We start from the raw sequence: 24,044 nt of genomic DNA, 5'->3' as shown, positions 1-24,044 counted from the left end.
CTCCGTTTCTGTTTATTGTCATTGATAACATTATAACAGAGAAGCTCTCATGAGCGTTGTTTTTTTAGTTGTGTTTCATTTAATTATACAATTCGCCTTAAACTTTTACTACTTAATCTTCTTCTTCCTAAATAAATCGAAAGTATGAATGAAGAAACAAAAAACATAAATGACCAAATTACTCCTAACCTACCAAATGTAGTTAAGTCATTCAACAGTAGAACTCCTATGCTTAAATAAGGTAGTATTTTTTTACTTGAGATAAAAAAAATGTAGAAAGCACTAAAAACAGCCGCCGTCATACCAAGTGATGATGCATAAGAAATGAATCTAAAATAACCAGGTAATTGTACATTTGTTTCTCCAATTAATAAATATCTAACTGCGTTAGCATTCTTCAGAATATAAGATAATGAACCAAACTCTGATATTATCACAATCCATTTTAGTAAAACTGCAGATAGAGATATAATCAATAATATCTTAATTGTTTTGTATATGTAATGGTTATTATTAATGTTCATATTTTTATAATCAATTCTGCAATTATTATTTGATGCAAATGATATAGTAAAATATCCTACTAAAAACGAAAAATAATTTATCATGTAAATAAAAATGGCCTTTGAAGTTAACGAATTATAGTCGATTATACCTATTCTAGAAATAAATAACAAACCAATCCAAACCAATCCATACAAACCTAGAGGGGATGATAGTCGCTTTTGATTAAAGCGAATTATTAAAAAGTGAAATAATAATAATGTGAAAAATAGTAATTGTTCCATTTAATCACCTTTATTAATAACTAATTTTGAATATATCTGAATCATCGAGTCAACATTATTTTCCCAATTATAAAGATCTTCAACTCTTTTTCTTCCATTTGCTCCATACATTTTTCTCAAGTCTTTATCTAAAACTAAACTTTCAAGAGCTTCTGCTATCTCAGCCACATTTTTTCTTTCTACTATAATCCCATTATATCCATTAACAGCAACTTCACTAAATCCATCTACATCTGTTACAACGACAGGCAATGCTTTAGCCATAGCTTCTACAACAGATACTCCAAAACTTTCACTGTCGAGTTTACTTGTAGCACAAAAAATATCAAATTCATCAAGGGCATTGGAAACCTCGGAATGTGGAATTTTCCCTTTAAAAAATACTTTTTCCTTAATTCCTAAAGCCTTAGATAATTCAATCAATTCATTTTTCTTAGAGCCATCTCCATATATATAAACAAAAATTTTATCCCAAATATCAGCAAACCCATTTTTAATCAAGTTATCCCTAAGCACTTTTATAGCTGATATAAGATCATCTATGCCATATTTATCTTCAAGAGTTTTTACATTTCCAATCACAATCTTATCAATATTGGTATTTGTTTTTGGTTTAAAAATATCTATATCAACTCCAAAAGGAGTGATTGCAATTTCTTTTTCATAGTTACTAAGCAATTTTAAAACTTGTTCTGCCATGCATTTACTTGTAGAAGCAATTTTATCAGCATACAGCAAATTCTTCCTTACCAAATTAAATTTAAGTCTACTTTGATATGGAAAATCATAAACATCACTTCCCCATACATTTAAAATCAATGGTCTTAATTTTGATAGTCTTGCTAAAGTTCCATATCCACTAGCATAATGAGCATTAACTATGTCTGGATTTATTTGTTTGCTAAGTAAATTTAATTCATGGGCAGCTAAAAAATAAGCTTTAGTTCCCGACTTTTTAAGCGAATGAAGTATTACTTTATCATTTATTGTATTAGGTTTTGGTGCATCATCTTGCTTAAATACTAAATGTACCTCGTGTCCTCTTTTAGATAAACTATTAACCCATCTTACAGTATGTGTACTTGCACCATTAGATAAAAAAAGTATTCTCATCAATTCTCCCACCCATATGCTTTTAATATTATTTCTAAAGCTTTTTTACCTTCTTCTCCATTTATTAAAGGTTCTCTATCGTTAATTATTGCATCTATAAAATCTTTATATAGTGGCGTATGCCCTTTCCCATAAACACTATCAACTTCTGTGCTGTTGTCTATTTTATCATAATCTCTTTCATCTTCAAATACCCAAGTTTTTATTTCATTAACTGCTAATCCACCTATCACAACTGTCCCTTTTTCCCCAAAGATGCTCAATGTTTCTTCTAGATTTTTAGGATAGACACAAGCGCTGCCTTCTACTAATCCAATTGTTCCATTTTTGAATCTAATTAACATTGCTCCAAAATCTTCCATTTCAATGTTCCTCAAAAAGGTGTCCCTTTCACAGTGAACTCTTTCCACTTCTGATCCAACCATCCACTGCAATAAATCAATGTTATGTATACATTGGTTCATCAATGTCCCACCATCTAGTTCTTTTGTTCCTCTCCATGGTGCTTGTTTGTAATATGAATCATCTCTAGTCCACAGAATTCTTGCGGTTGCATTGATGATTTTACCAAATCGTTCTTCTTCAATAGCTCTCCTTAATTTTTGAATTGGTGGGTTAAATCTGTTTTGATGACATACTCCTAGCTTTAAGTTTTTTTCTCGAGAAAGCTCTATCATCTCATTTGCATCTATTATTGACATTGCCATAGGTTTTTCAACTAAAACATGTTTTCCACTATTTAATGAGTCTATTACATGCTTCGCATGGTATCCACTTTCAGTACAAACTGCTACAGCATCTATATCTTCGCAATAAAACATTTCATTGTAATCAACATATGTTCTTGTATTATATTGGTTATTTGTTAAATCAATATATTCATTTTTTAAATTTATTGCTTTATCTTCTATAACATCACATACAGCTATTAAGTTAGCTTTGTCAAAATTGTTAGCCAATGCTTCCGCGTGTTTATGAGATATTCTTCCACATCCTATTATAGCAAAATTAATTTTATCCATTTGTATCCTCCATTATTATTATTCAAATAGTATTCTACATATTTTTTTAGCTGCGTCTCCATATCCATATATATTATCGATGATTTGAATATCTTTTGAATTGATAATATTATCATATAAGTTAGTATCGTCACACAATATGTTCATTTTTGAATCTGTTAATTCTCTCCATCCAGTATCTGGCATAATAACAAATGCTCTCTTTTTTGAAAAATATGCTTCCTTTTGATAACCACCGCTATCTGTTATTACATATTTGCAGAATTGAGTTAATCCCATTAATTCAAGATAATTAATTGGCTCGATTACTTGAATTTTATCCAACAAATACTTAAGTTTATACTCATCAATTCTTTTTTGTGTCCTAGGATGAATTGGAAATACCACTTTATCTGTTTTTGATATTTCATTTATGCTTTCCAAAATTCGACGCAATTAAATAGGATTGTCAACATTGAAATCTCAATGAAAAGTCATGACTACGAAATCATCTGGGTTTAAATCATATCTTTCAATTGTTGAATAACTAAATTTATCTCATTTGTAAAAATAGGTCGAACATTACATCTCCAACAAAATATAAGCCCATCTCTAAGCCTTCTTTCGTTAGATTCTGTATTGCTAATTCACTTGGTGCAAATAAAAAAGTTGATATTCTAGCCATTGAAACTCTATTAAACTTCTCTAACATTTTCTTTGGTTCTTGCCTTAATCCAGCTTCGACATGTGCTATAGGAATATTTAATTTTGATGCTGATAAAGCTCCAGCTAGTGTTGAATTTGTATCTCCATATAATAAAACTAAATCTGGTTTTTCTTTAATCATTATTGTTTCTAATTGTTCAAGCATCCTTCCAGTCATTGCCCCATGCCTATTAGAGCTTATTCCTAAATTATAATCTGGTTTTTTAATCTCTAAAGTCTCAAAAAATATACCAGACATATTTTCATCATAATGTTGCCCTGTGTGCACTAAAATTTCTTTGACACTTTTATACTTTGATATTTCTTTTTGTACAATAGCTTCTTTAATAAATTGTGGTCTAGCTCCAATTATTGATAATACTTTCATTTATTCACATCCTATAGTAATTCTATATTATTTCTATTCTTTACATTTTTCAAAGCATTTTTAGTGTCAAATATATATCTTGCATTCTCTTGAATAAAATCATAATCTACAGCAGTATGGGCAGTCGTAATAACAACAAGATCTGCTTGTTTAACCAATTCTGCTGTTAAGTCGGCTAAGCTCTTTTTAGTACAATTTTCAAATTTATATTCCTTAACATATGGATCAAAATAATCAACTATTGCTCCCTCTTCTTCAAAATTTCTAATTACTTTTAAAGCGGGACTTTCTCTATAATCATCTATATCTTGCTTATATGCAACACCTAATACCAATATTCTAGAGCCATTTATAGCTTTCTTAAATCTATTTAATATTTTGGATGCCCTTTCTACTACATAATATGGCATATTGTCATTTATTATCCCAGATGTTTCTATTAATTTTGCATGATAGTCAAATTCTCTTGCTTTCCAAGCGAGATAATATGGATCTAAAGGTATGCAATGTCCGCCTACTCCTGGTCCTGGGTAAAATGCTTGAAAACCGTATGGCTTTGTGCTTGCAGCCTCGATGACTTCCCAGACACTTATCCCTATCTTTTCACAAATAATTGTCATCTCATTAGCAAGAGCAATATTTATATTTCTATAAGTGTTTTCAAGTATCTTTTCTAATTCTGCAATTTTAGGTGATGATACCTCATGTACTTCTCCCTCTAGAATTGCTCTATACATTGCTGCAGCTACTTCTGTTGATTCTTTTCCAACACCACCTACTACTTTTGGTGTGTTCTTTGTTTTGTATATTTTATTGCCTGGATCAACCCGTTCAGGAGAATATGCTAGAAAAAAATCTTCACCACATTTTAGCTTTGATCCTCCTTCTAGTATAGGCAATAGCAACTCTTCTGTGGTCCCAGGATATGTAGTACTTTCTAAAACTACAGCACATCCTTTTTTAATATATTTTGAAATACTCTCAGCTGAAGATCTAACATAACTAATATCTGGTTGTTGATATTTGTCTAGTGGTGTCGGAACACATATAGTAATAAAGTCCGCATCTCTAACAAACGAAATATCATCAGTTGCTGATAGCATTCCTGTTTTAACTAGTTCTGATAATTCATCATCTAAAATATCTCCTATATAATTCTTACCACTATTGACCATATCAACTTTTGACTTTTGTACATCAAATCCAATTGTTTTAAATCCTGCTTTGGCTTTTTCAACTGCTAGTGGTAAGCCAACATAACCTAATCCAATAACAGCTACAATTGCAGTTCTATCATTAATTTTGTTTATCAAGTTGGATTTCATTGTCTCTATTTCACTCATTCTTTATTCCCCTTTGCGATAATTTACCATCATTAAAAATATATTCTTCGCCGCATTTAGTACAGATGCCTGAGTTGTTTTTTAATTCTATCCTATTTCCACATCTACAGACATATCCGATTACCCTAGCTGGATTTCCCACTACCAAACCATAATCCGGAACATCTTTTGTTACTACAGCACCAGCTCCTATAAGCGAATATGACCCTATAGTTGTACCACAAACAACCGTTGCATTTGCCCCTATAGATGCTCCTCTTTTTATTAGAGTTGTCTTATATTCATCTTTTCTGTTAATAAAGCTTCTAGGGTTGATTACATTAGTAAATACACATGAAGGCCCTAAAAAAACATCATCTTCACAAATTACACCAGTATAAATGGAGACATTATTTTGAACTTTAACATTATTTCCTAATTTGACATTTGGAGATATGACAACATTCTGTCCAATATTACAATTGTCGCCGATTTCAGAGTTTTCCATTATATGTGAAAAATGCCAAATTTTAGTTCCTTTTCCTATTTTAACTGGTTCATCAACATAAGAAGATTCATGAATGAAGAAGTCTTTATTCATTAAATTCACCAAACCTTTTAATAGTTTCTATTATGTAGTTATGTTCATTTTCTGTAATCTCAGGAAATATTGGTATAGCAAAGGTCCTTTCTGATAAGTATTCTGAGTTGGGGAGATCTCCTTTAGTATATTTCAAATATTTGAATGCTTCCTGCAAGTGCAATGGCACTGGATAATATGTCCCAGTCGCTATACCATTGCTGTTTAAATAATTTATCATTTCACCTCTTTTTTCTGATTGCACAATGTACATATGGTAAACATGTTTAAAATTAGGATTTACATAAGGTACTTTAACAGAACTTTCCCTCAGTTCATTTGAGTATCTATTGGCTAAAATAATCCTTCTTTCATTCCATTCATCAAGCTTTTGAAGTTTAATTCGTAAGATACTAGCCTGAATTTCATCAAGTCTTGAATTATGCCCTATTATATAATTATAATATTTACTAGGATTATAAACCGTATTATCCATATTTATTTCTTCATTAACTTCTTTTATTTCTTCATTAACTTCTTTTATTTCTTCATTATGAATTATCATCAAAGCATTTTTGCCATTTTCACCACTTCCATGAGCTCTTAATGCTCGACATATAGTTGCTAAATTGTCATTGTTAGTAACTATCATTCCTCCGTCTCCCGCACAGCCTAAGTTTTTCGTAGGAAAGAAAGAAAAACATGCAATATCTGATAATTTTCCTACTTTTTCTCCATTATATTCTGCTCCTACCGCTTGGCAAGCATCTTCAATTACATATAAATTATGTTCATTGGCTATCTCATTAATTAAATCCATATCACAAGGTTGACCAAATATGTGAACTGGCATAATTGCTCTTGTTTTGCTTGTTATTTTCTCTTCAATTTTATTGGGATCAATATTAAATGTATCTTTTTTCACATCAACAAATACTGGCACAGCTCCAACTGAAGCAATGCTTTCCGCAGTAGCAAAAAATGTGAAAGGAGTAGTTATTACTTCATCGCCTTGCCCTATACCTAAAGCTTTAAGTGCTATAACTAAAGCATCGGTCCCATTTCCAACAGATATGCTATGCTTTACTCCTAAGTATTTCGAAAATTCTTCTTCGAATTTTTTAACATTATCACCCATTATATACTTTGCGGATTTTAATACTTCTAATACAGTATGATTTGTTTCTTCTGATATGTTTTCATATTGTCTTTCCAAATCTATCAATGGAATTTTCATTTAATGACCACCTTTATCATCTATAATTTTTTCTAATTTCTTCGTTAGATTCTTGAAATCATAATCTTGTGCTGCCTTCATGGCATTTCTTGAATATATTTCATATTGTTCCTTAGGCATATTAAAAAATTCAATAATTTTTTCAGCCAACTTAATCTCGTCCGAGCTATCTAATACTTCACCACAGTTGTATTTTTTAATCAAATCATAACCAAACTCTTTGTCCGAAAGTATTGGTTTTCCACTAGCAAAATAATCAAATAACTTGTTAAGGCTTGCGCCATATTTGGCTAATTTATCTGGTTTAAAATGCATAATATTTAAATCAGATTTAGATAAAACATAAGGTATGTACTTTTTATCTACTTTACCTTTAAACTTAACATTAGTGATGTTGTTAGCTTTGCAGTATTCAATTAATGCTTCTTTTTCATCACCTTCTCCATATATAAGAAACATTATATTCTTATAACCTTTATCCTGAATTATTTTTGCTGTGTCAACTAATCTTTGAATATCATTTGCTTTTCTAATAGACCCAGTGTAAATGACTTTAAATATAGAATCATTTTCCAAATCCATATCCTTAAGTTTATAATTGTCTTTATTGTATTTGAAAAGTTCTAAGTCTACACCGTTGTTTATATGATATACTTTACTTAAATCAATAGGTCCACCACTCTCTTTATTCCAACCTTTATCTATAATGTAATCTTTTCCTCCCTCCATAGTAAAAATTATTTTATCTGCTTTCTTATAAATCCATTTTTCACCTAGATAAAGTAATTTCATTATTGGACTTTTTTCGCTTAGTATTCCATATGCACTAAAGCTTGCTGGCCATAAATCACGAACTTCAACTATACACTCTACATGATTCTTTTTTGCAATTTTAAAAGCTGCTAAAGCACTTATAGGATGGGGCGAAGATGCTATAACTATATCTGGTTTTTTAATAACTTTACTTAGTTTGATTACATTTCTATAAAACTGAAACATAGTCATTACTCTCAATACTTTGCTTTGTGCATAGTTATAAGTCTTAACAAAATAATACTTGAAATCACACTTTTCATACTCTTTATACAATGAGTTATCAGATATAATTTGAATGTCATTGTTGTGTAAATAGCTTCCAACAAATACTATAGGTTCATATTTGTCTTTTTTTAAATATTTAGCTAAATAATAGTGTCTATTTAAATGACCGTATTCAGGTGGCATGTTATACTGATTAATTATATATACTGTTTTCATATAATCTCCTTAAATAAGCTAGAATGGTCTTTTATCTTTATGTTATATTCTAACAATGAAATTTTGCCTGTTCTTAATAAATAATCTCCTAGATCTTCTGATGTATCCAGATCAATTGTATTTATATCTTTACGTTGTAATACATTTATAAAAGTTATAAAAATAATTTTAATATCATCTTTGAATTTTATATTTTTTAAATACTCTAGATCATATTTAAATCTATCTTCCCAAACCAAATTATTCCTTCCTTTTATCTGTGCAAGCCCTGTGAGACCAGGCCTAATCAAATGCCTATTTCTCTCCATACTTGTCATAAATTTCATATCTTTTACTAAAAGTGGTCTTGGACCGACTATGCTCATATCACCTTTCAAAATGTTCACTAGTTCTGGTAATTCATCTATTGATGTAGATCTTAAAAATTTCCCAAAAGGGGTTAATCTATCTGAATCAGGTAAAAGCTCCCCATTTTCGTCTTTTTCATCTGTCATAGTTCTAAATTTGTAAATTGTAAATATCTTTTCGTTTAAACCTGGCCTTTGTTGTTTGAATATGACAGGAGAACCAAGCTTTACTCTTACAAATATAGCTATTAATAATAGTATTGGACTTAAAATAATCAATGCAATGAGAGAAAGTAAAAAATCTAAAGGTCTTTTAAAAAATCTTTTGTATATGCCATTTGAGATGGTCAGTTGATCTGCTGGACAGTTGGAAGGGAAAGCATCCTTTTTGGTTTCAGTTTGCATATTAACTCCACAGCTCCTTTATAATCCCACATACTCTTTCTAAGTCTTCATCAGTCATCTTAGTATCACTTGGCAAGCAAACTCCAGTTTCAAATAAAATTTTGCTTATATTCCCACCTACATAATCATACTTTTCAAAAAAAGGTTGCATATGCATTGGTTTCCAAATAGGCCTTGATTCTATATTCTCTTTTTCTAATGCTGTCATAATATCTAAAGGTTTTATCTTGCCAGTTAATGTTATACAACTTAGCCAACAGTTTGGGTTATTCCAATCATTTATTGGCATGAAATTTATTCCATCAAGATTTGCTAGGTTTTCTTTATAAAACTCAAAAATATATCTTTTTTTTGCTACTCTTTCATCTAAAATTTTTAGTTGACCTCTACCTATGCCTGCTACAATATTGCTCATTCTGTAATTATATCCTAATTCTTTGTGTTCATAGTGCCTTTCTTTTTCTCTACTTTGGGTTGACCAAAATCGCACCTTTTCTATTCGTTCTTTATCTTCGGATACAAGCATCCCTCCACCTGATGTGGTGATTATCTTGTTTCCATTGAAGCTAAAGGCTCCAAATTTGCCAAATGTTCCAGTTTGTTTTCCTTTGTAAGTTGTCCCAAGGGATTCTGCTGCATCTTCTATTAATGTTATCCCATATTTTTCACATAATTCTATGATAGGGTCTAAATCTGCTGATAATCCATACAGATGTACGACTATTGCATATTTTGTATCAGGATATTTTTTTATTGCATATTCTAATGCATTTGGGTCCATATTCCAAGTTTTATAATCGCTATCAATAAATATTGGCACAGAATTTTCATAGATGATCGGATTTGCAGTTGCAGAAAAAGTTAAGCTTTGACAAAAAACTTTGTCATTTGGTTTAACTCCTGCAGCTTTTAATGCCATATGAATTGCTGATGTGCCAGATGATAGTGCCGCAGCATAACTAGAACCTATTTTATTTGCAAATTCAGTTTCAAAACTATCTACATTTGGTCCTAGTGGTGCTACCCAATTTGTTTCAAATGCTTCTTCTATGTATTGTTTTTCATATCCTTCTTCGCTCATGTGAGGGCTGGAGAGGAAGATTTTCTTCTTCTTAACATTATCTGTATTCATATCAGTTGTATTCATTGTAGATTTTTCCTTTCATTAAGGTTTATTTATAAAGTAGAAAGTGGAAAGTAGAAAGCTGAAAGTTGAAAGTTTAAAGCTGAAAGTTGAAAGTTGGTCAGTAGTCAGTTTCCAGTTAGTCAGTGGTCAGTAATCTGTTGGTCGTAAAATTTAAAAACTTTTCCTGTTCGACTGTCTACTGTGTACTGGCCAACTTATTTATCAATCCACCTAGTAATCTACCAACTTCATCCATGTTTTCATAAATTTTTCTATATGTATTTTCATCTATATAATCCAGATCTTTTGCAAGTAGCATCTGGTATTTAATTTCCTCAGTAGAGTTGAAAGTGGAAAGCTGAAAGTAGAATGCTGAAAGTGGAAAGTTGCTCAGTAACCAGTTGGTCAGTGGTCAGTAATCTGTTGGTCGTAAAATTTAAAAACTTTTCCTATTCAACTGTCTACTGTGTGCTAGCCAACTTATTTATCAATCCGCCCAGTAATCTACCAACCTCATCCATGTTTTCATAAATTTCATTATATGTATTTTCATCTATGTACTTCAGATCTTTTGCCAGTAGCATCTGGTATTTAATTTCCTCAGTAGAGTTGAAAGTTGAAAGCTAAAAGTAGAAAATTTAAAGATAAAAGTGGAATTGGATGTTGGAAAATTTATTCGTCTAGTGATACCATCAGCCCATTTAAAAGTCTTCCTACTTCTTTAGCTATATTTTGTAATTCATTACTTTTCTCTTCATCTATGTAATTCAAATCTTTAGATAGTAAAATCTGATATTTCAACTCTTCCAACGATCCTCTTGCGATCAATAAAAAACGCTTAAAATCTTTACTTGATCCTCTTGCTTTTCCTTCAACTATATTGCAAGGTATAGATGTTGATGCTCTTCGCATTTGAGATGTTAAGCCAAACAGTTCATCCTTAGGGAAATCTTTTGTAATTTCATATATTTTCAAGACTAATTCATGTGCTTTTTGCCATACTATTAATTTAGCAGTATCTTGGTACATAGCAAACCTCCGGGTTGGTTAGTTGGTAAGATTTCAGTTGGAAAGTTGGTAAGTTGGTAGATTGGTAGGTTGGAAAGTTGGTTGGTTGGTAAGTTGGTCAGGAAGTTCAAAGGCTTTTCCTGTCTACTGTCCAACTTTAAGCCTTTCTGCTTTCCACTTTTCCAACTTTCCACCTTTCCACTTCCTCACTTTCTCCCATCAAAAAACTTAATTATCCTATCTTCTTCATATCCTATATTTTTTAGCTCTTTTGCTATTTGTTCTTCATATGTGTAACTAGATATGAAAATTGCATCATGGGGATATTTATCCAGGTCTACTTTTGAAATAATGGGGATATTTTCTATTGTCTTTCCTCTTTTTTCTAAGTCATCGTCTATTATCGCAGGTATAGTGATGTTTAATTTAGTTGAATTTTTAAGTGTGGTTAGTATTATTTCACATACTTCTCCTGCTCCGTAAAGTATTATTTTATGATAACCTTTACTCGTTGCGTTAAGTAGAAAGTCTTCTAGTTCTTTTTTTGCAAGCATATAATAATTTATGAGTTCTTGCATATATGATATATTTAAATAGTTTTTTCTCTTTTTCCCTTTTGTTGTTATGTGATATTTTATAGTTTTGGAACTTAAATACTCCCTTTTTAAATATCCTTTTGCTTCCCCTTCATCTAAATAGAGATTTATCATAGATGCTGCTGAGCCGATTATTCTCCCCAACTCTTTTTGGGTAGTGTCTGGGTGTTTTTCTATGTACTCTAAAAGCATCATCTCTTTATATTTAAGTGTGGGTGTGAAAAAAGGGTTATTGTTATTTATTTGCATAGATTTCACCATTTCTTTATTCGTTTATTGAACGATTAAATTATAGCACTATATTTGGTAACATACAATACATACTAAACAAAAAACCCTGGAAATTTCCAGGGCTAGTTAAATTTCTTTAAGAGTATGCTTGCGTTGTGCCCTCCAAACCCCAATGAGTTTGAGAGTGCATATCTTATATCTCTATTTACTTTTACATTTGGTGTATAGTTTAAGTCACATTCTTCGTCTTTTGTTTCATAGTTTATAGTTGGTGGAATTGTACTTTCTTTTATTGCCAATGCTGTCGCTATGGCTTCTATTCCACCTGCTGCTCCAAGGAGATGTCCTGTCATTGATTTTGTTGAGCTTATATTTATATTTTTTGCATGTTCTTTAAACAGATCTTTTATCGCCAATGTTTCCAATTTATCGTTGTAGTAGGTGCTAGTCCCATGTGCGTTTATATAATCTACTTCATCAAATGGTGCTTCTGCTTCTAAAAGTGCAAGTTGCATTGCTGTCCTTGCTCCATCTGCGTTTGGATCTGGCTGTGTGATGTGAAATGCATCTGTAGTTGCTCCATATCCGACTATCTCAGCATATATATTTGCATTTCTCTTTAATGCGTGCTCTAGCTCTTCAATGAACAATATCCCTGCTCCTTCCCCAATGACAAATCCATCTCTGTCTTTGTCAAAAGGTCTGCTCGCTTTTTGAGGTTCATCATTTCTCGTTGACAAAGCTTTCATTGAACTAAATCCTGCTACAGCCATAGGCGAGATGGCTGCTTCTGTGCCTCCTGTTACAGCAGCGTCAATTACTCCTAGCTTTATCATCCTAAATGCTTCTCCTATGGCATGTGTTCCAGATGCACAAGCTGTAGTTATAGTCATTGAAGGTCCTTTTAAGTTAAAGCTTATTGCGATCTGTCCTGCTGCCATATTCGATATCATCATTGGTATGAAAAATGGACTTACTCTACTTGGTCCTTTTGTCATGAGTTTTTCTTTTTCTGTCTCAAATGTTGATATCCCGCCAATTCCAGAGCCTATAATCACACCAACTCTGTTGGGATCAAGTTCTTGTGGCGTCACTTTAGCATCTTCGAGTGCTAAGTGAGTGCCTGCTACTGCGTATTGGGTAAATAGATCCATTCTCTTTGCTTCTTTTTTGTCCATATAAAGAGTTGGATCAAAATCCTTTACTTCTGCTCCTATTTTTACATCAAAATCTGTTGTGTCAAATTTAGATATATAGTCTATCCCCGACTTTCCACTTGTCAAAGACTCCCAGAAACTGTCTTTGCCAATCCCCACAGGGCTGACAGCTCCTAGTCCTGTGATGACTACTCTTCTATCTGACATATTAAGCAATTTTCCCCTCGATATATTTTACTATATCGCCAATATTTTTGAAGCTTTCAGCATCTTCATCGGGGATCTCGATTTCAAATTCATCTTCTAAAGCCATCATGATTTCAACTGCATCTAGTGAGTCAGCTTGTAGATCGCCCATCATAGATGTTTGCATGGTTATTTCATCTTCCTCTACACCTAATTGATCTGCTATGATATGTTTTACTTTTTCAAATACCATTTTACATTCCTCCTAAAATATTATATATTCATTCCACCATCTATTTGTATTACTTGGCCTGTGATATAGTCTGATTTTTCGCTTGCTAAGAAGCTCACAAGATTTGCTACATCTTCAGGTTTTGCAAAGTAACCTAATGGTATGTTTTTAAGCATTTCCTCTTTTACTTCGTCTTTTAAGACTTTAGTCATGTCAGTTTCTACAAATCCAGGTGCTATTGCATTTGCGCGAATGCCTCTTGATGCGAATTCTTTTGCAATAGACTTTGTAAAGCCTATTACACCAGCTTTTGATGCTGCATAGTTTGCTTGGCCTGCATTTCCCATGATGCCAACTACTGATGAAACATTTATTATTTTCCCGTATCTCTTTTTCATCATAGGTCTTATGATTTCTCTAGTTGTCAAAAATACACTTCTTAAGTTCACTTCGATGACTTTATCAAAGTCTTCTGTCTTCATCTTCATCAAGAGTCCATCTCTGGTGATTCCTGCATTATTAATTAAAATATCTACTGTGCCTAATTTTTCTTCTATCTCTTTTATGGCTTCTTTTACATCTTCTTCTATACTCATGTCTTTTTTTATCATTAGGACATTGGGTGTATATTTTTTTATTTCTTCTAATGTTTTAGAAGCTGCATCATCATCGCTTGAATAAGTGAATGCAATGTCATATCCATCTTCTGCGAGTTTGAGTGCAATGCTTTTACCTATTCCCTTGCTTCCTCCTGTTATGAGGGCTACTTTTTTATCCAAAATTTATGCCCCCTTTGTGAGTTTTTCTATTGTTTGTCTAAATGTTTCTATATTGTTTATATTCAATATGGTTACTTCTTTGTTCATGCTTTTTCCAATTCTCTTTACAAAGCCCGATAAAGATTTGCCTGGTCCTATTTCTATAAAAGTATCTACTCCATCGTTTATCATGTTTTCAATTGATTGTTGCCACAATACTGAGTGTGATACTTGATCAACTAGCTTTTGCACTATCTCATCTTTAGTTTCTACTGGTTTTCCGTCTACATTTGATATGACGGTCTTTTGCAAATCATTTATCTTAACTTTTTCCAGCTCTCTTCTCAATTTTTCACCTGCTGGTGTTAATAGTGAAGTGTGGAATGGAGCACTTACTGGCAACTCTACTGCTTTTTTTGCTCCGAGTTCTATAGCTTTTTTGCATGAAATCTTTATTCCTTTGAGTTCTCCTGATATTACTATTTGTTCAGGAGAGTTGTAGTTTGCGACTTCTACTATTCCATAGTCTTTTCCTGCTTCTAATACTTCAGGCAGATAAATTCTATCTAATCCCAAGAGTGCAGCCATGCCGCCTACTCCTTGTGGAACAGCTTCTTGCATGAACTTTCCTCTTTCTCTAACTACTCTCAATGTATCAGAAAAGCTCATTGCTTTGCTTGTCACTAAAGAGCTGTATTCTCCTAGGCTTAAACCCGCTGTGTAGTCACAGTCTATTCCTTCTTTTTCCAAAGCTTTTAGCATTGCTATGCTTGCTGTGAGTACTGCTGGTTGAGTTATTTCAGTTTTCATCAAGTCTTCTTCTGTGCCTTCGAATATCAATGAGCTTAATTTCATGTTCAATGCATCGTCTGCTTCTTCAAAGACCAATTTTGATTCTTTAATTTCGTCATAGAAGTCTTTTCCCATGCCTACATATTGTGATCCTTGTCCAGGGAATATAAATGCTATCTTACCCATATTATCTCCCTCCTATCATTTTAGAAAGGTTTTGTATTACTGTTTCAGCTTCACTGCATATGCCTTCTATTATTTCTTTACATGGTTTTATGTCATTTATGAGTCCTGCAATCTGTCCAGCCATGACAGAACCTTGTTCTACATCGCCTTCTACTACTGCAAGTCTTAGTTTTCCTGCTCCAAATTTGTCCAGTTCTTCAAGTGGTGTATTTTGTTTTTCTAGCTCTAAAAATTCCCTTGTGAATTTATTTTTTATTACTCTTACAGGATGGCCTGTAGTTCTTCCAGTTACTATTGCATCTCTGTCTTTAGCTTTTAAGAGCATATTTTTATAGTTTTCGTGTACTTTTGCTTCAGTAGAAAGTACAAATCTAGTACCTATTTGTACACCTTCTGCTCCTAATGCAAATGCTGCTACAAATCCTCTTGCATCAGCAATCCCACCTGCTGCTATTACTGGTATGCTCACTGCATCAACTACTTGGGGCACTAAGGCAAATGTGGTCAATTCGCCTATATGTCCACCTGCTTCTGTTCCTTCTACTATAACTGCGTCTACTCCTTCTTTTTCCATTCTCTTAGCAAGTGCAACACTTGGTACTACTGGTATTACTTTTATATTTTTTTCTTTAAATCTTTCAAGGTATTTCCCAGGATTTCCTGCACCTGTTGTAACTACAGGAACTCCTTCTTCAAGTACTGTTTCTACTACTTCATCTACAAATGGTGAAAGTAGCATTATATTTACGCCAAATGGCTTATTTGTAAGTTTTTTTACTGCTCTAATCTCGTCTCTTACCACTTCTTTTGGTGCATTTCCTGCTGCTATTATTCCTAAGCCTCCAGCTTCAGAGACTGCTGCTGCCAACTCGTGTGTTGCTACCCATGCCATACCCCCTTGAATTATAGGGTATTTGATGCCAAGTAGCTCTGTCACTCTAGTGTTTATCATGTTAATCCTCCTTTGCCCAACGCATAACAACAGAAGCCCAGCTTAATCCTGCTCCAAAAGCTACCAAGAGTAAGTTGTCTCCTTTTTTTAATCTCTTTGATTTGGATAACTCATCTAGTGCTACTGGTATAGAAGCTGATGAGATGTTTCCATACTTGTTTAAGTTTATGATAGTTTTGTCTTTGCTTAATTCAAGTTTTTTAAGCCCTGCATCAATTATCCTTATGTTTGCTTGATGAGGGATAAAAAAGTCAATGTCTTCTTTTGATAAACCCGCTTTCTCCAATACGTTTGTGGTTGATTTGTCCATTACTCTAACAGCAAATTTAAATACTTCTTTTCCATCCATTTTTATGGTGTGAAGATTTTCTTCTACTGTTTGAATTGTAGCTGGTTTTCTAGAGCCCCCAGCTGGCATTATCAAGCACTCGCCATTGGCACCATCTGACCCAAGCTCTGAAGCTAATATTCCAAAACTTTCGTCACATGGTTCCAATATGCATGCTCCTGCCCCATCTCCAAACAATACACAAGTATTTCTGTCATTCCAGTTGACTATTTTACTTAATGTTTCTGCACCTATGATTAGCACTTTGTTGTAAATACCTGTTGCTATAAAGTTTGCGCCTGTTACCATTGCGTAAACAAAACCTGAACAGCCAACACTCATGTCAAATGCTGCAGCATTTACTGCTCCAATATTTTTTTGAACTATAGCTGCAGTTGCTGGAAAGAAATGATCTGGAGTTGCTGTTGCTAATATGATTAAGTCAATTTCCTTTGGATCTACATTGGCATCTTCCATTGCTTTTATGGCTGCTTTTGTAGCTAAATCAGATGTAGCTGTAAACTCATCTGCTATGTGCCTTTCTTCTATGCCTGTCCTTGTTATTATCCATTCATTGTTTGTATCAACTATCTTTGAAAGGTCTTCGTTTGTCAATACTTTTTCAGGAATAAAACTTCCTATTCCCGATATGCCTACATGTCTATTTTGCAAATGCACACCTCCTAATATTAATATCTAATAAATTTGCATTTAAATCTAATATATATTATCATAATATTAGTTTAATGGCAAATTTTACGATAAGTATACTATAATTTTTTATATTAATCAACAACTAATTTGTATTGGAGGAATGTGTATATGACTAGTTTTGACATAAACGAAATAATGAATATCCTACCTCATAGGTTTCCTTTTTTATTTGTCGATAGAGTTGAAGTTGATGATGAGGGTTTAAGTGGAAAAGGATATAAAAATGTGACTATTAACGAAAGTTATTTTCAAGGACACTTTCCAAATAATCCTGTGATGCCTGGAGTTATATTGATTGAAACCATGGCTCAAGTAGGTGCTGTGATCATCCTTTCTAAAGATGAGTACAAGGGAAAGACTGCTTATTTTGCTGGAGTAAATAACTTTAGGTTTAAAGAAAAGGTCTTACCTGGTGATACTTTAGAGATTGAAGTTAATATAACTAGGGTTAGAGGTAATATAGGCGTTGGCGAAGGGGTTGCTTATGTAAGAGGTAAGAAAGCTGCGAGTGGAGAGTTTATGTTTGCAATAGGTTAACTTATGATAAATAAAGTATAGAAAGCCTTAAATTCAATTAGGCTGTCTATACTTTATTTTTTAAGCTTCTACTTTAATTTGTTCTCTTGCTAGTTTTGCTCCTCTTTCAATTGCTTCTTTGTTAATTGGAAGAAGGTGCATCTTGGTTTCTCCAAATACCTTTCCAAAAGCTTCATAAATGGAATCTATAGATACAACTTTAGTCACTTCAAGGTATGCTCCTAACATGACCATATTTGTTACTTTAGGATTTCCTAATTCGGTAGCTATGTCATTTGCTGGAATATAATAAACATTTATGTCATCTCTTGTTGATTTTCTGTCTATTAGAGATGTATTTATAAAGAGGTTTCCTCCTTTTACTACATTGCCTTCAAATTTATCTAGTGATGGTTTGTTTAATACGATTACTGATGTTGCTTCTTCTACTAGTGGTGATCCAACAGGTTTATCTGAGATTATGACATTGCAGTTTGCAGTGCCTCCTCTCATTTCAGGTCCATATGATGGCAGCCACGATACTTTTCTACCTTCAATCATTCCTGCATAAGTAAGCATTTGCCCTATAGCCATTACTCCTTGCCCACCAAAGCCAGCGATTATTATTCTCTCATCCATAACTATTTTACCTCCTCTGGTCTTCTAAAATTCCCTAAAGGATAATATGGCATCAGATTTTTTTGAAGCCATTTTAATGCTTCTGGTGGTGTTAATCCCCAGTTTGTTGGACAAGTTGAAAGCACTTCTACTATTCCGAATCCTTTTTTGTCAATTTGTACTTGGAAACACTCTTTTATTGCTTTTTTAGCTTTTCTTATGTTAGCTGGAGTGTCAACTGCTACTCTTTCTACAAATACTGCTCCTTCTATTGTTGCTAAAAGTTCTGACATTCTGATTGGGCTTCCTTGGGTTTCTTTGTCTCTTCCATAAGGAGATGTGGTAGTCTTTTGTCCAACTAATGTGGTTGGTGCCATTTGTCCACCAGTCATCCCATATATAGCATTGTTTACAAATATGGTTGATATTTTTTCTCCTCTATGTGCTGCATGTACTATTTCTGCTGTACCAATGGAAGCTAAGTCTCCATCGCCTTGATATGTGAAAACGAAATTATCTGGTCTTACTCTTTTTATGCCTGTGGCTACTGCTGGTGCTCTTCCATGTGCTGCTTCGTGCATGTCGCAGTTAAAGTATTTGTATGCCATTACTGAACACCCTACTGGAGCTACTCCTATTGCATCGTCCAATACTCCTAATTCTTCAAGACATTCTGCTACAAGTCTGTGTATTATTCCATGTGTACAGCCTGGGCAGTAGTGGGTTGGAACATCTGTTAAACCTCTGGTTTTTTGAAATATAACTGCCATTATCTGACACCTCCTAATATCTCTCTTGCTTTGTCGGCAATTTCAGCAGGTCCTGGCACCATACCACCAGTTCTTCCATAAAAGTATGTTGGAATTTTGCCTTCTACTGCTATCTTTACATCATCTATCATCTGTCCAGCATTCATTTCTACTGTTAAAACACCTTTGCAGTTAGGATTTATGTTTTTAAATGTATCATATGGATATGGGAATAGAGTAATTGGTCTAATAAGCCCTACTTTATACCCTTCTTCTTCTAATTTTGATATGGCAGTTTTTACTATACGAGCTGTTGTTCCATATGCCGCAAACACAAGGTCTGCATTTTCTATATTATATGTTTCTACTCTGACTTCTTTTTCTCTCATCTTAGCATATTTTTCTTGAAGATGAATGTTGTGTTCTTCAAGCAGTTCTGCTTCTAGATAAAGAGAATTTATGATGTTGGGTTTTCTTTGACCCTTTGTTCCTGTGGTTGCCCATGGTTTTTCTGGAGCTTCTCTTTTTAAATCTTCTTTAAATTCAACTGGCTCCATCATTTGCCCAATCATTCCATCCCCTAATACCATGACGGGACTCCTATATTCATCAGCAAGGTCAAAACCTAGCATTATTAGATCTACTAGTTCTTGGACATCTGAAGGTGCTAGTACTAAAAGTCTATAGTCACCATTTCCACCACCTCTGGTTGCTAAAAAATAATCTGTTTGTGATGGCTGTATGCTCCCAAGACCAGGTCCACCTCTCATCATATCTACTATTACACAAGGCAATTCAGCTCCTGCAAGGTAAGATATACCTTCTTGTTTAAGTGCAATCCCAGGGCTTGATGATGAAGTCAATACCCTACCTCCTGCTCCAGCTGCTCCATATACCATGTTTATAGCTGCTACTTCAGATTCTGCCTGAACAAATACTCCACCTACTTTAGGTAATTCTCTAGATAAGTACTCAGGAACTTCGCTTTGTGGCGTGATAGGGTATCCAAAGAAATATCTGCACCCTGCAGCAATTGCAGCCGCTCCAACAGCTTCATTCCCTTTCATGAGAACTTTAGACATATGTGACCCTCCTTATAATCTTTCTACTGTGATAACTACATCTGGACAAATCATTGCACAATTTGCACAAGAGATGCATTTTTCCATTTCTTCTTCTTTAACACTGGCTGGGTAATAGCCTTTTTTGTTGAGTTTGCCAGTATCAAGTTGTATTATGTTCACTGGACAAACGGTTACACAAAGTCCGCAGCCTTTGCACATGTCTTCATCAAATGTGACTTTGCCTCTTGCTTTCGCCATTTTCTTATATCCCCCTTTTAGATCATCCATTCTTCCCTCATATATAATTTTATGGGAAAAATCTCTCCTTTTAAGTTTGTTGGTAATTTTTCTATAAGTGTTTCTAAACAAACATTGTACTTTATATCAAGGCCTGTAGCCAAAGATACCTCTTCTGCTAATTCGTATCCTTTTAATATATCATCTATTTGAGTTTGCTTTAACATGTGAGTGTTGTTTACAAGTCCTGTTGCTTTAAGTCTAGATGTATCTTCAATCTTTATAATATATTCTAAAACTTTCTCTTTTGTCATGGTTTCAGGTCTGTTTGCATTTAACACTATGAACATGTCATAGTCTCCTTCTTTTAAGAAAGGTTTATATCTGCCGAGTGTCCTAGCTCCTGCAGGATCTCCCCCTACATCAAATACTGCATCATAGGATTTATCTTCTATGGGAGCAAGCACTTCACTAGATATAGCTGGTATATCTACTGCATTTCCTCTCATAGAGCTTCCGATTACTCTAATGCCTTTCTCTTTTAGAATATCTTCTTTTTCTCTGCTCCTAAAATAAAGATTTACTACGTCTAGATCACAAAGAGCAACTTTTTTATTTGATTCGCTTAGTTTTATAGCATAATTTATGCTGAATTCTGTCTTGCCACTTCCGTAGTGACCAGTTATGATCCTTATTCTTTTATCGTTTAACATTTATCCACCTAACCAATGTATTCTTTTGCTTTTTCTTCATCTTTTAGCACTCTAAGTCCGCCTAGCGCTAGTGCTTTTAGTTCATCTTCACCAGGGTAAATCGTAATTGGAGCTATAAAGCCTACCATCTCCTTTATCCAATTAGTAAAGATTTCATTATGAGCGATACCGCCTGTGAGTATTATTTGATCTACTTCTCCTTTTAAAACTGCTGCACATGCTCCTATCTCTTTGCTGATTTGATATGCCATTGCATAGAATATAAGTTCTGCATATTTATCGCCATTTTGTATCATCTTTACAACTTCTCTCGCATCATTGGTGCCAAGGTATGATACTAGACCGCCTTTTCCTACCAGCATTTTCTTTATCTCTTCTTTGGTGTATTTGCCTGAGAAACAAAGGCTGATTAAATCCCCTACAGGAAGTCCCCCAGTTCTTTCTGGAGAAAATGGTCCATCTCCATCGAGTGCATTTGCGACTTCTACTATTCTTCCCTTTCTGTGTGCTCCAACGGATACTCCACCGCCTAAGTGAGTCACTATTAAATTTAGATCTTCATATTTTTTATGTGTCTCATTTGCAAATCTTCGGGCAACAGCTTTTTGATTTAAAGCATGCAATACACTTCTTCTTTCAATTAGATTAAGCCCTGATATACGTGCTACATCATCTAATTCATCAACTACTACAGGGTCAACGATATATGCTTTTTTGCCTATCGATTTAGCTATTTCATATGAAATAAGAGCGCCTAAATTAGATGCGTGTTCTCCATATTTAGCTTGTTTTAGATCGTTAAGCATCGCTTCATTTACTTCGTATGTTCCACTTTCGATAGGTTTTAAAAGTCCTCCTCTGCCAACTACTGCATCTAGCTCTTGGATTTTTATGTTGTTTTTCTCTAGTGCATTTATTATGATTTCTTTTCTAAACTCATATTGATCAACTATCGATTTGAATTTCCCTATGACATCTACATCGTGTCTTAGCGTTTCTTCGAAAATTTGGTTTTCATCTATAAATACTGCTATTTTAGTTGACGTTGAACCTGGATTTATAGTTAATATTTTATAGTTTCCCATATTTTCCTCCTAATTTGCCATTAGTGTAGCTAGTACTATGGAATTTAATTTAGCTTCTTCACTATCTGCCCTTGAAGTCAATACTATTGGATTTTTTGCCCCCACAATTAAGCCTGCTGATTTTGCGTTTGCTAAAAATGTGAGTGCTTTGTATAATACATTTCCAGCTTCGATATCTGGTACTAGGAGGATATCTGCATCTCCAGCCACTTCACTCTTTATCCCTTTTATACGAGCTGATTCTTTGCTGACTGCATTATCTAAGGCAAATGGACCATCTACTATGCAGCCCTTTATTTCTCCTCTTTCATTCATCTCTTTTAAGAATTTTGCATGAACTGTAGCTTCCATTTTTTCAGATACTTTTTCTTTTGCTGCTAGTACTGCAACTTTTGGTGTATCTATGCCAAGTTTATGCGCTATGCTCACGGCATTTTCTATAATTCCTTTTTTCTGATTTAAATCAGGTGCTATTAACATTGCTGCATCTGTTACTATGAACATCTTATGATATGTTGGAACTTCAAATAGTGCGATGTGGCTTATCACATTTCCTGTCCTTAACCCTATTTCATGGTCTAGAACCTGTTTCATGATGATAGATGTGTCTATGAGACCTTTCATAAGCACACATGCCTTCCCTGAGCTTACCAATTCAGTAGCTTTTCTAGCTGCTAATGAACCGTCCTTTTCATCTATGATTTCGATATCAGTTAAATCAAAATCAACTTTTTTTGCAATTTCTCTTATTTTTTCTTCGTCGCCTACTAAAATGGGTTCTGCTATCTTGTTTTCATGTGCTAATTTTACTGCGCCTAACACATCTTCATCTTGAGCTACTGCCACTGCTATCTTTTTAGGGCCATTTTCTTTAGCTTTTTTAAATAAGCTTTCAAATGTTTCTACCATTTTTCCACCTCTTCTTCATAAATTTTTGCTTTTTCTTCATTGTTTAACACTCTTAAAGTTCCTTCATTTAATGCTTTCATCTCATCTTCCCCAGGATAAATATATATGGGTGCAATAAATTCTACCATCTCTTTGACTTTTTCCACTAGATAATCCGAATAAGCTAATCCTCCAGTTATAATGATCGCTTCGGCATTTCCCTTTAGGACTGTAGCCATTGATGCTATTTCCTTGCCAATTTGATAGCACATAGCATCATAAATCAATTTAGCATAACTATCTCCTTCTTCTATTCTCTTAAGTACTTCTCGCCCATCAAAAGTACCCAAGTATGATACAAGACCACCTTTTCCTTGCGTCATCTTTTTTAGCTCTGTTTGAGAATATTTCCCTGAAAAGCATAGTTCAACTAGGTCTCCAACTGGCAAAGACCCTGATCTCTCAGGTGAAAATGGTCCCATTTGATTTGCATTGTTTGCATCGACGATTTTCCCGTTTTTAATTGGTGAAATCGATATCCCGCCGCCTAAATGAGCTACAACTAAGTTGAGCTCATCTATGTTTTTTCCATTTTCTTCAGCAAATCTATGACAAACTGCTTTTATGTTTAACGCATGCACTAGAGATCTTCGAGGGATTTCTTTTAATCCAGAAATCCTAGCGACATCTTCGAATTCATCCACCGCTACAGGATCAACAATATATGCATTGATATTAACTTTATCAGCTAAATGCTTAGATCGG

General features: G+C 33.8%; 29 protein-coding genes and 1 pseudogene. 1 reads left to right on the top strand and 29 read right to left on the bottom strand.

Annotation, left to right across the window (positions count from 1 at the left end; translation table 11 throughout):
• Positions 1-83: 83 nt before the first annotated feature.
• The 21 genes and pseudogenes from ACTB1H_RS04575 to ACTB1H_RS04475 all read right to left on the bottom strand — a co-directional run bounded on the left by ACTB1H_RS04575 (position 84) and on the right by ACTB1H_RS04475 (position 17,367).
• The gene (locus ACTB1H_RS04575) at positions 84-608 is read right to left on the bottom strand and encodes a hypothetical protein (RefSeq protein ID WP_463261656.1); all 525 of its coding nucleotides are present in this window, start codon (positions 606-608) and stop codon (positions 84-86) included.
• A 180-nt stretch (positions 609-788) separates the two neighbouring features.
• Complete coding sequence (locus ACTB1H_RS04570; protein WP_463261655.1) at positions 789-1,901, bottom strand: glycosyltransferase; 1,113 nt, start codon at positions 1,899-1,901, stop codon at positions 789-791.
• Positions 1,901-2,923 carry a Gfo/Idh/MocA family protein gene (locus ACTB1H_RS04565; RefSeq protein ID WP_463261654.1) on the bottom strand — a complete coding sequence of 341 codons (1,023 nt, stop codon included), beginning with the start codon at positions 2,921-2,923 and terminating at the stop codon, positions 1,901-1,903. Before ACTB1H_RS04565 ends, ACTB1H_RS04570 begins: the two co-directional genes overlap by 1 nt.
• A gap of 18 nt (positions 2,924-2,941) precedes the next feature.
• A complete protein-coding gene (locus ACTB1H_RS04560; RefSeq protein WP_463261653.1) occupies positions 2,942-3,346 on the bottom strand; it encodes a UDP-N-acetylglucosamine 2-epimerase in 405 nt (134 codons plus the stop codon).
• 109 nt (positions 3,347-3,455) lie between these two features.
• Entirely contained in the window at positions 3,456-3,995 is a 540-nt protein-coding gene (locus ACTB1H_RS04555; RefSeq protein WP_463261652.1) for a UDP-N-acetyl glucosamine 2-epimerase, read from the bottom strand.
• A gap of 11 nt (positions 3,996-4,006) precedes the next feature.
• Positions 4,007-5,338, bottom strand: a complete 1,332-nt coding sequence (locus ACTB1H_RS04550; RefSeq protein WP_463261651.1) for a nucleotide sugar dehydrogenase — start codon at positions 5,336-5,338, stop codon at positions 4,007-4,009.
• Positions 5,331-5,918: an acyltransferase gene (locus ACTB1H_RS04545; RefSeq protein ID WP_463261650.1), complete on the bottom strand. Its 588-nt coding sequence runs from the start codon at positions 5,916-5,918 to the stop codon at positions 5,331-5,333. The genes ACTB1H_RS04550 and ACTB1H_RS04545 overlap by 8 nt, the downstream gene beginning before the upstream one ends.
• Entirely contained in the window at positions 5,911-7,134 is a 1,224-nt protein-coding gene (locus ACTB1H_RS04540) for a DegT/DnrJ/EryC1/StrS family aminotransferase (RefSeq protein ID WP_463261649.1), read from the bottom strand. The genes ACTB1H_RS04545 and ACTB1H_RS04540 overlap by 8 nt, the downstream gene beginning before the upstream one ends.
• Positions 7,135-8,391, bottom strand: coding sequence for a glycosyltransferase family 4 protein (locus ACTB1H_RS04535; protein WP_463261648.1), 1,257 nt, complete (start codon positions 8,389-8,391; stop codon positions 7,135-7,137).
• Complete coding sequence (locus ACTB1H_RS04530; RefSeq protein ID WP_463261647.1) at positions 8,388-9,143, bottom strand: sugar transferase; 756 nt, start codon at positions 9,141-9,143, stop codon at positions 8,388-8,390. The genes ACTB1H_RS04535 and ACTB1H_RS04530 overlap by 4 nt, the downstream gene beginning before the upstream one ends.
• Position 9,144: 1 nt before the next feature.
• Positions 9,145-10,290, bottom strand: coding sequence for a DegT/DnrJ/EryC1/StrS family aminotransferase (locus ACTB1H_RS04525; RefSeq protein WP_463261646.1), 1,146 nt, complete (start codon positions 10,288-10,290; stop codon positions 9,145-9,147).
• 175 nt (positions 10,291-10,465) lie between these two features.
• The gene (locus ACTB1H_RS04520) at positions 10,466-10,663 is read right to left on the bottom strand and encodes a four helix bundle protein (RefSeq protein ID WP_463261657.1); all 198 of its coding nucleotides are present in this window, start codon (positions 10,661-10,663) and stop codon (positions 10,466-10,468) included.
• A 67-nt stretch (positions 10,664-10,730) separates the two neighbouring features.
• Positions 10,731-10,868 (bottom strand): annotated as a pseudogene (locus ACTB1H_RS04515) (four helix bundle protein); the annotation flags it as partial.
• 73 nt (positions 10,869-10,941) lie between these two features.
• On the bottom strand, positions 10,942-11,298 hold the full coding sequence (locus ACTB1H_RS04510) for a four helix bundle protein (protein ID WP_463261645.1): 357 nt from the start codon (positions 11,296-11,298) through the stop codon (positions 10,942-10,944).
• A gap of 185 nt (positions 11,299-11,483) precedes the next feature.
• Positions 11,484-12,122: a hypothetical protein gene (locus tag ACTB1H_RS04505; RefSeq protein ID WP_463261644.1), complete on the bottom strand. Its 639-nt coding sequence runs from the start codon at positions 12,120-12,122 to the stop codon at positions 11,484-11,486.
• A gap of 104 nt (positions 12,123-12,226) precedes the next feature.
• Positions 12,227-13,468, bottom strand: coding sequence for a beta-ketoacyl-ACP synthase II (gene fabF / locus ACTB1H_RS04500; protein WP_463261643.1), 1,242 nt, complete (start codon positions 13,466-13,468; stop codon positions 12,227-12,229).
• A gap of 1 nt (position 13,469) precedes the next feature.
• Positions 13,470-13,700: an acyl carrier protein gene (acpP, locus tag ACTB1H_RS04495; protein WP_463261642.1), complete on the bottom strand. Its 231-nt coding sequence runs from the start codon at positions 13,698-13,700 to the stop codon at positions 13,470-13,472.
• A 20-nt stretch (positions 13,701-13,720) separates the two neighbouring features.
• Positions 13,721-14,458, bottom strand: a complete 738-nt coding sequence (gene fabG / locus ACTB1H_RS04490; protein ID WP_463261641.1) for a 3-oxoacyl-[acyl-carrier-protein] reductase — start codon at positions 14,456-14,458, stop codon at positions 13,721-13,723.
• Positions 14,459-14,461: 3 nt separating this feature from the next.
• Entirely contained in the window at positions 14,462-15,415 is a 954-nt protein-coding gene (gene fabD / locus ACTB1H_RS04485) for an ACP S-malonyltransferase (protein ID WP_463261640.1), read from the bottom strand.
• A gap of 1 nt (position 15,416) precedes the next feature.
• A complete protein-coding gene (gene fabK / locus ACTB1H_RS04480) occupies positions 15,417-16,367 on the bottom strand; it encodes an enoyl-[acyl-carrier-protein] reductase FabK (RefSeq protein ID WP_463261639.1) in 951 nt (316 codons plus the stop codon).
• A gap of 1 nt (position 16,368) precedes the next feature.
• Positions 16,369-17,367: a beta-ketoacyl-ACP synthase III gene (locus ACTB1H_RS04475; protein ID WP_463261638.1), complete on the bottom strand. Its 999-nt coding sequence runs from the start codon at positions 17,365-17,367 to the stop codon at positions 16,369-16,371.
• Between the two features lie 150 nt (positions 17,368-17,517).
• On the opposite strand from ACTB1H_RS04475, the gene fabZ reads away from it, so the two are divergent.
• On the top strand, positions 17,518-17,946 hold the full coding sequence (fabZ, locus tag ACTB1H_RS04470) for a 3-hydroxyacyl-ACP dehydratase FabZ (RefSeq protein WP_463261637.1): 429 nt from the start codon (positions 17,518-17,520) through the stop codon (positions 17,944-17,946).
• Between the two features lie 60 nt (positions 17,947-18,006).
• Here the strand turns inward: fabZ and ACTB1H_RS04465 are convergent, their stop codons facing one another.
• The 8 genes from ACTB1H_RS04465 to buk (ACTB1H_RS04430) all read right to left on the bottom strand — a co-directional run.
• The gene (locus tag ACTB1H_RS04465) at positions 18,007-18,564 is read right to left on the bottom strand and encodes a 2-oxoacid:acceptor oxidoreductase family protein (RefSeq protein WP_463261636.1); all 558 of its coding nucleotides are present in this window, start codon (positions 18,562-18,564) and stop codon (positions 18,007-18,009) included.
• Between the two features lie 2 nt (positions 18,565-18,566).
• Complete coding sequence (locus tag ACTB1H_RS04460) at positions 18,567-19,313, bottom strand: thiamine pyrophosphate-dependent enzyme (RefSeq protein WP_463261635.1); 747 nt, start codon at positions 19,311-19,313, stop codon at positions 18,567-18,569.
• A complete protein-coding gene (locus tag ACTB1H_RS04455) occupies positions 19,313-20,374 on the bottom strand; it encodes a 3-methyl-2-oxobutanoate dehydrogenase subunit VorB (RefSeq protein ID WP_463261634.1) in 1,062 nt (353 codons plus the stop codon). Before ACTB1H_RS04455 ends, ACTB1H_RS04460 begins: the two co-directional genes overlap by 1 nt.
• A 12-nt stretch (positions 20,375-20,386) precedes the next feature.
• Positions 20,387-20,644 carry a 4Fe-4S dicluster domain-containing protein gene (locus ACTB1H_RS04450; protein ID WP_463261633.1) on the bottom strand — a complete coding sequence of 86 codons (258 nt, stop codon included), beginning with the start codon at positions 20,642-20,644 and terminating at the stop codon, positions 20,387-20,389.
• On the bottom strand, positions 20,632-21,306 hold the full coding sequence (locus ACTB1H_RS04445; protein ID WP_463261632.1) for an ATP-binding protein: 675 nt from the start codon (positions 21,304-21,306) through the stop codon (positions 20,632-20,634). Before ACTB1H_RS04445 ends, ACTB1H_RS04450 begins: the two co-directional genes overlap by 13 nt.
• Positions 21,307-21,314: 8 nt before the next feature.
• Positions 21,315-22,391 carry a butyrate kinase gene (gene buk / locus ACTB1H_RS04440; RefSeq protein ID WP_463261631.1) on the bottom strand — a complete coding sequence of 359 codons (1,077 nt, stop codon included), beginning with the start codon at positions 22,389-22,391 and terminating at the stop codon, positions 21,315-21,317.
• Positions 22,392-22,400: 9 nt separating this feature from the next.
• Positions 22,401-23,300 (bottom strand): phosphate butyryltransferase, encoded by a 900-nt coding sequence (gene ptb / locus ACTB1H_RS04435; RefSeq protein WP_463261630.1) that lies wholly within the window; start codon positions 23,298-23,300, stop codon positions 22,401-22,403.
• Positions 23,294-24,044, bottom strand: a 751-nt coding sequence (gene buk, locus ACTB1H_RS04430) for a butyrate kinase (RefSeq protein ID WP_463261629.1), incomplete at its 5' end; no start/stop codon positions are given. The genes ptb and buk (ACTB1H_RS04430), both read right to left, overlap by 7 nt.

This window comes from Soehngenia sp., from assembly GCF_055108775.1.
Note: the sequence above shows the minus strand (reverse complement) of the source record. Positions and strands in the feature narration are given on the sequence as shown.